7 protein-coding genes are annotated in these 9,741 nt (G+C 36.8%); 2 read left to right on the top strand and 5 right to left on the bottom strand.

Features of this window, described 5'->3' with window-relative positions:
* Positions 1-974: fumarylacetoacetase (gene fahA / locus ACOVO2_RS09705; protein WP_421769773.1), on the top strand; the 974-nt coding region annotated here is incomplete at its 5' end.
* Positions 975-1,310: 336 nt separating this feature from the next.
* Here the strand turns inward: fahA and ACOVO2_RS09700 are convergent.
* The 4 genes from ACOVO2_RS09700 to ACOVO2_RS09685 all read right to left on the bottom strand — a co-directional run bounded on the left by ACOVO2_RS09700 (position 1,311) and on the right by ACOVO2_RS09685 (position 7,709).
* Positions 1,311-2,060 carry a LytR/AlgR family response regulator transcription factor gene (locus ACOVO2_RS09700; protein WP_421769772.1) on the bottom strand — a complete coding sequence of 250 codons (750 nt, stop codon included), beginning with the start codon at positions 2,058-2,060 and terminating at the stop codon, positions 1,311-1,313.
* 8 nt (positions 2,061-2,068) lie between these two features.
* On the bottom strand, positions 2,069-2,872 hold the full coding sequence (locus tag ACOVO2_RS09695) for a sensor histidine kinase (RefSeq protein ID WP_421769771.1): 804 nt from the start codon (positions 2,870-2,872) through the stop codon (positions 2,069-2,071).
* A gap of 352 nt (positions 2,873-3,224) precedes the next feature.
* On the bottom strand, positions 3,225-6,806 hold the full coding sequence (locus ACOVO2_RS09690; protein WP_421769770.1) for a M1 family aminopeptidase: 3,582 nt from the start codon (positions 6,804-6,806) through the stop codon (positions 3,225-3,227).
* 9 nt (positions 6,807-6,815) lie between these two features.
* Positions 6,816-7,709 (bottom strand): ABC transporter ATP-binding protein, encoded by an 894-nt coding sequence (locus ACOVO2_RS09685; RefSeq protein WP_421769769.1) that lies wholly within the window; start codon positions 7,707-7,709, stop codon positions 6,816-6,818.
* A gap of 358 nt (positions 7,710-8,067) precedes the next feature.
* Between ACOVO2_RS09685 and ACOVO2_RS09680 the strand changes: the two genes are divergently transcribed.
* Complete coding sequence (locus ACOVO2_RS09680; protein WP_421769768.1) at positions 8,068-8,952, top strand: flavin reductase family protein; 885 nt, start codon at positions 8,068-8,070, stop codon at positions 8,950-8,952.
* A 72-nt stretch (positions 8,953-9,024) separates the two neighbouring features.
* Here the strand turns inward: ACOVO2_RS09680 and ACOVO2_RS09675 are convergent, their stop codons facing one another.
* Positions 9,025-9,522 carry a peptide deformylase gene (locus ACOVO2_RS09675; RefSeq protein WP_421769767.1) on the bottom strand — a complete coding sequence of 166 codons (498 nt, stop codon included), beginning with the start codon at positions 9,520-9,522 and terminating at the stop codon, positions 9,025-9,027.
* Between the last annotated feature and the right edge of the window lie 219 nt (positions 9,523-9,741).

Here is a 9,741-nt window from a genome sequence, read left to right as displayed (position 1 = left end):
TTCGACTTCAAATTCAAGAATGGCTGACCCAAGAAAGCTCTCCATTAAAAAGGCACTTTGACCACGTTTTTCATAAAATCGAGAATGTAAAAATGCACTTACCCGTAAAAATCGGTGATTATACCGATTTTTATTCGAGCATCGAGCATGCAACTAATGCAGGGAAAATCTTCCGTCCCGATAATCCGCTTTATCCAAACTGGAAACACATTCCAATTGCCTATCATGGGCGTGCCAGTTCGATTGTGGTTTCGGGTACTCCTATTCATCGTCCACAAGGACAATTCAAGCTTGCTGATTCACCAAGTCCAGTTTTTGGCTATACAAAAGAATTAGATTTTGAATTAGAAATTGGTGCAATCATCGGAAGGAATTCTGAACATGGAAAATGTGTAAACACCTCAGAAGCAGAAGATTATATTTTCGGATTGGTGCTTTTCAATGATTGGTCAGCACGAGATATTCAACGATGGGAAACTCTGCCATTGGGGCCATTTTTGGGTAAAAACTTTGCTTCTTCCATTTCTCCTTGGGTCGTTACGCTCGAAGCCTTAGAAAGTTTCCGAGTGCAAGGTCCAATTCAAGAACCACAGCCTCTACCTTATTTACAAGTTGATGGCATCAGAAATTTTGATATTCAACTTTCGGCCAAACTCAACGAAACAACCATTACCAACACAAATTTTAAGTACATGTACTGGAATATCGCCCAACAAGTTGCTCACCACACTGTCAACGGTTGTAACCTCAAAATCGGGGATGTTTTGGCATCAGGAACAATAAGCGGTTCGGAAATTGGTTCTTATGGCTCTCTTTTAGAACTCACTTGGGCAGGAAAAAATCAAATTACACTCACAAATGGCGAAAGCCGTACCTACCTCGAAAACGGTGATACTCTTACCTTAGCTGGTTTTTGTGAAAAAGATGGAAAAAGAGTTGGTTTTGGTGAGGTTTTGGGAAAAATAAATTATTAAAATATTGCTTACTTATAAATCGTTTCCTTTTTTCAAGATACATTAGGAGTTATGCAAAATTACTGATAAAAGGTCATGGCTAAAGCCAATTAGGGTACTCAATCTCCAAACCCCAGACTTGAGTCTGGGGTTAAAGCATAAAACGGTTTAGGCTTTAGCCATGACCTTCAAAATGATACTATTTTATTAACTCTGCGTAACTCCTATACATAACGAATCTATGCAAAAAGTATCTTTACAAAAACTGCCGATTCATTTACACAGTAAAATTTCCCTAATGATGTATTTTTAAAGCATCTGTTTAGTCATTCCACACTTATTTTTGTAAGTCAAAAACTAAGATTCTCCTCCCTTAGAAATTAAAATTTTACTATTCAATCGGTTAAAAAGAGCTTCTCTGAAGGTATTTCCAAGCGGAACTTTATCCTTGATTGATTGCAAAACTATTTCGCCGCCATCTATGGCTTTGATTTTATCAAGAGAAACAATAAATGACTTGTGAGAGCGAAAAAAGCTTGTTTTGGGCAACCGCTCTTCCATTTCTTTCATTGTAAGTAAAGTGATTATCTGCTCTTTATTATCGGTATAAATCGAAACATAATTCTTCAGACTTTCGATGTAAAGGATATCTCGAAACATCACTTTCGTTAGTTTACCTTTATGTTCCGTTTTTACAAATATGTAATCATCTTCGCTCTGTTTTGGCTCAATATTTTGATTTTTTGAGGCAGTATCTAAATAATTGAGTGCTTTTTGAGATGCTCGAAGAAAATGGTCGAACGGTACAGGTTTCAGCAGATAATCTAAAGCATCGTATTTATAACTATCAAGGGCAAATTCTGAATAGGCCGTTGTAAAAACTACCTTAGTTTTATGGTTGACTAACTGAGCAAAACTAAGACCCGAAATATCTGGCATATTGATATCAAGAAAAACCAAATCGATGTCGTTATTTTGCATATACGCCAGTGCCTCCATTGCGTCGATTGTGGCAAGTTTTAAGTCCAGATAAGGCACTTTTTTAGCGTAAATGGTTAGAATATCAACTGCCGCAGGTTCATCATCTACAATAACACATTTAATCATTGTGAATTTTATTTAAAGTTGATTTGGAGGTTAACGGTGTATAAATTGTTTTCGTCGGTCACGGATAAATCGTAGTCATCGCAATGTTTATTTAAACGAATTTTGATGTTTTCGATGCCCACACTCGTCGATGGCTCTTGAAAATGAGTATTTTTAAGGTTTTGACAAAAAAATCTTATTTCCGTAGGCTCAGCTTCCAGCTTGATAATAAGCGGTTTATTTGGGTCGTTGAGTTTGCCGTACTTAAATGCGTTTTCGACAAAAGTAAGAATAATCAAAGGTGGAATGAGTTGGTTGGGCGAAAAAATATTTGTTTCCAAACATACCTGTAACTGATTATGAAAACGTAGTTGTTGAATTTCAACGTATTTGTGCAAAAACTCGGCTTCTTTCTCAACGGGTATCTCTTCGTTTTGGGTCGATTGCACCGTATAACGCATAATTTCTGTTAAAGTCATAATTCCTTCTCCGAGTTTGGGCGATAGCTTATAAGATTCGGCATAAAAGAAATTGAGGGTATTAAACAAAAAATGCGGGTTTACTTGTGCTTTCAGAAACTTTATCTCGGTCTTTAATAATTCTTCTTGTGTTTTTCGTAGTTCGATTTCGGCTTTTATTCTTAGGTTTTTTTCTTTGATACTTTCTAAATAAATCCAGTAAGCAATGGCATAAAAAGTCGTTGTAGCGAATTTATAAGTATCAAATAAAACGTAGTTCAGAATACCTTTTTCAAATAATATTGCCTGTGGAACTCCTAAAATATATCTATTTGTGAGGTACTTCAAGAAAATAGTTAACAGAAGTAAAAGCATAAAACGGATAACTATTTGTACTTTTTTTTGCGGAAGTAATGGAATTAATGCCCCAAAAAGGAAAGCATAAAAAAAACAAATGCCAAAAAAAACATTCTTGATGAAATTTAAAAAACCACCAGGTAAGATATTTAATCCATAACCAAAACAAAATTCAACAAAGAAATAAATACTCCAAGCTGTCGTATGGGTTTTAATAGTTTTCTTATTAGTTTGGACGAAAGTTCGGATTCTACCTAAGGATATTGGAGAAAGTGTGTCTGACATAAATATTATCATTGAGTTACCTGACATAAAATTCGCAAAAAACTCCGAAAGTGAGTATTATTTCGGAGTTTTTGTGTGTAATTCGTTATAAATCTACCGTCACCACGTTGTCTTTAATATGGCGGTCAATCAATAAATTCAAGGGGTCAATTCCTGCTTTAGCGGGTTCTTCGTTTACCCAAACCGTAAATTGCTGCTTTGGCTGATTGATTCGGTGACGCTGGTAATAAATCAGCTTTTCTTTCTTGTCTTTGTCTGGTTTACCATACACTCCGACCCAAATCCATTCATTCAATTTTACTGGTTTTTCATTGCCCAAACTATCAGCTTTTATTTTCTCGCATTCGGCCGAAATCGTCACTTTGTATTTACCTTTTTCTTTCTGAGCCGTTGCCTTAGTGGCTTTGTTTTCGTACAAAGTAATCGACTCAATAAAATCAGTAATCAAATACTGCAAACTATCGGGCGTTACGGCCCTGATTTCTTTGATTAAATCATTACTCGTCGGATAAATTCCTTTGCGGTTTACTTCTTGCCAATTCCATTTCTGCACATAGTTTTTTAGAGCAGTATTGAGTTTTGCTTCGCCGATATAATCCTGAATCGAATATAAAACCAACGAACCTTTGTAATAGTGAATATAACTTTGGTTTTCGCAAGTGGCCAAAGGTTGTTCATTTTTACGCTCTGATGCTCGCCCACGCAAGTAATAATCCAATTCGTTTTGCAGAAAACGCTGCATTTGTTCTTTTGAAGTAGATTTGCTCATCGTTATCAAAGCACTATATTCTGAGAGTGATTCCGACAAAAATCCAGCCCCTTTCACATCAGCTTCTCGAGCTTGGTGTCCCCACCATTGATGGGCAATTTCGTGAGCTGTTACAAAAAATGGCATATTTACGTCTTTTTTGTCATCAATATCCATCACAAAGCCCATACTTTCACCAAATGGAATCGTATTTGCAAACGATTGAGCAAAACCAGCATAACGAGGAAACTCCATGATACGAAGCTGCCTAAACTGATACGGGCCAAAGTTGGCTTCATAATAATCGAGCGAAGCCTTCATTGCTTTCATCATGCGGTCAAGGTTATAAACATGGCTCGGATGATAATAAATTTCGAGATTGATATTTTTGTATTTCTCTTTTTTGATAGCATATTTTGCCGAAACAATCGAATAAAAATTACAAATTGGCGTATCCATTACGTAGTGAAAATAGCGTTTGCCGTTTTGTGTCCATTCTTTTTGTAAATATCCTGGAGCAATCGCAATTTGGTCGGGAGAAGTGCCAATCGTAATATCGAAGTTAATAAAATCGGCATCATCACCAAAAACACTGCGACTCAAACCAATCGGATTATTGCGGTCTAAAGCTCTTGGACGGTCTTTTAAGCCTTGTTCTTTTCGTTTATCATCATCGCTCAGTTCAAACCTATCAGAGTAACCAATAAGCGGGAAATAGTTATTGTTGAAAAACGTACCGTTGTAAACAATATCTGTTCCGCCTGTTCCTTGCTTAAAGCCATTGGTTTGGAATAAAATTTTGAAATCCAATTTTAAGCTATCCGAAGGATTAAGCGGTTTTGAAAGTTTGTATTTATAAAAACTATAATCTTTCACAAACTGATTATCTAATTGGCTCGGAGTGCTGAGTTTCAGGTACTCAACTTTCATATCATTGTAAGTCCCCGCCATGATGTATAGTTCGTTCATGGGCTTGGTGCTTTTATTTTTGAGCCAATAATATCCTTCGGCCACAAAATCACGGGATTCGGGCATCAAATCAATGTTTAATTTTACATCCGTGATTTTTGGTTGTGGCACATTTTCGTACTTTTTCAAGGTTTTTTCATAAGAAGCAAGCTCTTTTTCGCTCTCTTTCGAGTTTTTATATTCGTTTACGACGTTGGTATTGTAAAAAATATAAAAGCCGCTCGACACAAATAAAATTGTTCCAAAAATCAAGAAAATAAGGAAAGATTTCGTGAGTTGAAGCTGACCAATTTTGAGGCGAAGTTTCAATAATTCGTCAGTTCCACGCACCGAAATGAGTGTTCCGACGCCAAAAAGTACCGAAACAAAGGCCGTCCAATAAAGGCTATTCCACGAAAAAGAAGACACAAAATGCCCAAAACCATTCATTTCCGAATATGTACCCAACGAAGCCGAATTGAATCGCAATAAACTATGCTCAACTCCCCAATAACTCAAAATCATGTCAGAAATGATTATCAAAATCATAATTCCATGCCCCAAAAACTTATTATTGACCAGCGAATGAACAAAAAAGCCCAAAAGCATAAATATCATTAAACTTGGTAAATCGCCACCAAAGAGTTTTTTGAAATAAACATCAAACTGATAATCATAAAACCCCTTGAAGGTTTGAATCATAACACTCAGAAAGATAGCTACCAAGAACACCGAACAAAACGCCAGCACTAAGCCCAAAAACTTACCAATCATTACGGTCATGTTAGAAATCGGCAACGAATCATGAATCAAATTCATGCGTAATTCTCGCTCTTTCCAGACCAAATCGCCCACGTACATAATCGTCAGAATGAGCGGAAAAACGCCCGTCAGAATGCCCAAAGAATCGAGCATTGCGTAGGTAGATGGCACAATGGTGGTTTCGTACCAGCCTTTTTGTGAAGTACTCGTAAAGAGAAAAATCAAGATTCCACAAAGCGTCAAGCCAATAAAAGGCAAATCTCGGATGATATTTTTGTAGTAAATCTTTGAAAGTTCTACGATTTGTAAAAAATAATTATTGAATTTTCGACTCACTTCTGGAATCATTTCATTCAATAAAGGAGCTTTTTTTGCCACTTTAATCGCTTTTTTACGAACAATCGGGTTGAGAACTTGATTAAAAGAAAATACCCGATAAGTAACAAAAAGTAATAATGCCCCGATACCAATCCAAAGCAAACGATTATACAGAAAGTCTTGATTGAGCAATATTAAATCATTGTTCTTTTGGGCAATCGACCAGTATCTCGACTGTAAACCCGCCGCTCTTATGCCAAAAGGGTCGAGCAAAGCACCGATTTCTTTTTTATCCACTTGCCCCAAAAGAGTCCCCGAAAACATATAAAGCAACAAGAATAAAACCCCTTGCATAAATACCACTATCATTTTTCGGCTCAATGCTCCGATTGAGAAAAATATCGTAGCCATGATAAACGCATTTGGCACAACCAAAACCAAATAACTATACAAATATGGAACGATGCGAAACGGTAACATTCGAGAAGCTTCTCGCCACGGCATCAAGTCGCCGATGATGATTCCGAGCGGAATACCGAGAAAAACGTACATCAAAACCACAAACGAACCCGTAAAACGACCAAACAGATAATCAAACTTTGAAAGGTTGGTCGTGAAAAAAAGGGCTTCAGTTCGGTGTTCAAAATCCCTTAAAATTGCAACGCCCATAATAGCTGATGCAACGAAAATAGAGAAAATACTGACAAACGAAAACACTTGAAATGTAGGCAAGGAACCATTTTCTTTTACTTGTCCGCCAACGCCAGTTATTTCTATGGCATCAGTTGCCACCATCAAAAAACCAATCAAAAATAAAATCCCAAAATAGATAAAAGTAGCTGGTCGTTTCTTCCGATACGCCAACTCAAAGTTGTATATTTCTTTCCACATAGCTTTCGATTAGTTTTGGTTAATAACTTTGAGACGGTGAAAATAGAAGTCTTCGAGGCTTGGCTCTACTTCAATGGCATGAGGTGCAATTCGCTCATTATCAAATACATGCACGTAAGTTTCGCCCGCAACCATTCTTTCCGAAATCACATTCATGGCTTCTCTATAGGTTTCAAGATTGGTTTTCTTTACGTGGTCTTTCCAAACTTTTCCTCGCATTTCATCAACGGCTTCGCTGGTTTTTCCTGCAAAAACAACTTGGCCTTTATTGACCAATGCCACATTCGGGCAAAGCTCCTGCACATCTTCTACGATGTGAGTCGAAAGAATAATAATTTTATCGTTGCTTAGGTCGCTCAGTAAATTCAAGAAACGATTTCGCTCTTCGGGGTCAAGGCCTGCCGTTGGTTCGTCAACGATTAAAATTTGAGGATTTCCCAACAAAGCCTGAGCAATTCCGAAGCGTTGTTTCATTCCGCCCGAATAACCACCTAAGTTTTTATTTTTTACATTTGTGAGGTTTGTTTTTTCTAATAAAACTTCAACCGTTTTCTTTCTTTTGGCCGAATCAGTGATTCCCTTCAAGACCGCCAAATGGTTGAGCAGTGTTTCAGCATCAATCTTTGGATATACGCCAAATTCTTGTGGCAGATAGCCAAGCACTTTACGTACTTCATCTTTTTGTTTAAGTACATCAATTGGTGGATTAAAACCATCATTGAAAGTGATACTCCCACTGTCAGGCTCTTGAAGTGTGGCAATTGTACGCATCAACGAAGATTTTCCCGCTCCATTTGGGCCGAGCAATCCGAACATTCCTCGATTAAGCGTCAAGCTAATGTCGTTCAAGGCTTTTACGCCGTTGCCGTAAGTTTTTGATAGGTTCTGAATAATTAATTCCATATAATAAGTTTGAGTGTTTTGTGATGATACAAATTACTATTATGGCTCGATAAAGAAAAATTATTTAGGACGAATGTAACGTTTCTATGTATCAATGAAACTATGCACAAGAGCTATTTGATTTTGTTTCACAAAGTTTATTTGGCAACATTATAACTAAGAAACTATTTTTCAAAATTGTGTAAAATATGATGAAGTTCGAGTATTCACTTTCGTGTGTACATTTTTCCAGATAATCATTTAAATTCTACAGTAACTATCATAAATTTGTATGAATAATTAGATAAGTTTTTGCGGCTTATTCATCATCCAACAAAGGCTATTTACCGATACACTCTCAAAAAATAGAGCAAACGTTATGCTAACACTCAACCCAAAAGAATTAGATTCAAGAGTTTTTTATAGTTATCTGACAGGCACAGTTGCTCCTCGACCGATTGCTTTTGCGAGTACTATTGATAAACTGGGCAATGTAAATCTTAGCCCGTTTAGTTTTTTTAATATCATGGGCATTAATCCACCGATTTTGGTTTTTGCACCTAATAATCGAGGACGAGACGGCTCAAAAAAAGATACTACACTCAACTTAGAAGAAGTGCCAGAGGTAGTCATTAATATGGTCGATTACGCAATGGTGCAACAAATGTCGCTTTCGAGTGTAGAATTCCCACGCGGCACAAATGAATTTGTAAAGGCGGGTTTTACGGAAGAAAATTCTGTTTTTGTGAAACCACCACGAGTGAAAGAATCAAAGGCTCAATTTGAATGTAAAGTACTCGAAATCAAACAATATGGCTCGATGAATTTGGCAATTTGCGAGGTTATTTTGGCTCATTTTTCGGAAGAAATTATCGGAGAAAATGGCAAAATCGACCAACAAAAAACCGATTGGGTTGCTCGTATGGGCGGAGATTGGTATGTTCGTGCAAATGAAGTATCTATGTTTGAAGTAGAAAAACCGATAACAAAAATTGGCATTGGTTATGATACCATTCCTGAAAACATTCGTTTATCTAAAATATTGACAGGCAATCACTTAGGCCAACTCGGTAATGTAGAAAACCTACCAACACAAGCAGAAATTGAAGCGTACAAAGCAACGCCAACGATGCAAAATATTATTGAACAAGTAATGTATGGTTGTGCATTTCTTGATAATCTTCTGCACGCCGAAGCCGCTAAATTATTGAATGAAAATAAAGTAAAAGAGGCTTGGTTAGTGCTTTTGCAGAAACACCCCTAAATCCTCACCCCTAAATCCCCTAAAGGGGACTTTACAAAATCTCATTTATCATTAACAATTAATCATTATACATTAGTTTTCGGGTGTTGGTCGCCATTTAAAAGACTGATTATCAATGGCTCGCATGGTGCAAAGGATGCCATCGAGATGGTCGAATTCATGTTGGAGAAGTTCGGAAATAGCATCTTCCACTTGCCAAGTTTGCAGTTGCCAGTTTTCGTCTAAATACTTAATTGTTAATGCCTTATGACGTTTAACTTTTACGAGTAAATTCGGGAACGACATGCAATCATCCCACAATTCAAACATTTCTTCACTAAGGTTTTCAAAAACTGGATTAATGATTGTAATCGGTCTATCCAAATTCAGATAAATCAAACGTTTCATTACTCCAAGTTGTGGGGCGGCAATACCTCTACCAAATTGATATTTTGCCCTAATTTCTTCCATTACATTGTGCAAATCTGCTACCCATTCCTTCACTTGTGGTAATTCGTGCTCATACACAGGCTCACAAACTTCATATAAACGTGGGTCGCCGAGTTGGAGTAAATCGTTTAGTTTTTTCATCGATTTTGATTTAACAAAAATTAACATCCACAAATAAACTAAAAAATACCTACATTCGTTTTTTCGGTGTAATGATTTTATCCTTTAAACCATATAAAATCCCCGTAAGATTTGAAATCTCAAATCAAAAATCATTAAACTCCCCCATCGGGGGTTGGGGGGCTTTTTAAACACAATGAAAAACTTACTCATAACAATCTTTACACTATCTTTTTTGAA

Source organism: Emticicia sp., assembly GCF_049241225.1.
Lineage (GTDB): Bacteria > Bacteroidota > Bacteroidia > Cytophagales > Spirosomataceae > Emticicia.
This window is presented reverse-complemented; position numbering and strand designations above follow the sequence as displayed.

What these genes read in the sequence shown, in the direction of transcription:
- ACOVO2_RS09700 (WP_421769772.1), bottom strand. Translation starts at nt 2,060, where the DNA reads ATGATTAAATGTGTTATTGTAGATGATGAACCTGCGGCAGTTGATATT.
- ACOVO2_RS09695 (WP_421769771.1), bottom strand. Translation starts at nt 2,872, where the DNA reads ATGCTTTTACTTCTGTTAACTATTTTCTTGAAGTACCTCACAAATAGA.
- ACOVO2_RS09690 (WP_421769770.1), bottom strand. Translation starts at nt 6,806, where the DNA reads ATGTGGAAAGAAATATACAACTTTGAGTTGGCGTATCGGAAGAAACGA.
- ACOVO2_RS09685 (WP_421769769.1), bottom strand. Translation starts at nt 7,709, where the DNA reads ATGGAATTAATTATTCAGAACCTATCAAAAACTTACGGCAACGGCGTA.
- ACOVO2_RS09680 (WP_421769768.1), top strand. Translation starts at nt 8,068, where the DNA reads ATGCTAACACTCAACCCAAAAGAATTAGATTCAAGAGTTTTTTATAGT.
- ACOVO2_RS09675 (WP_421769767.1), bottom strand. Translation starts at nt 9,522, where the DNA reads ATGAAAAAACTAAACGATTTACTCCAACTCGGCGACCCACGTTTATAT.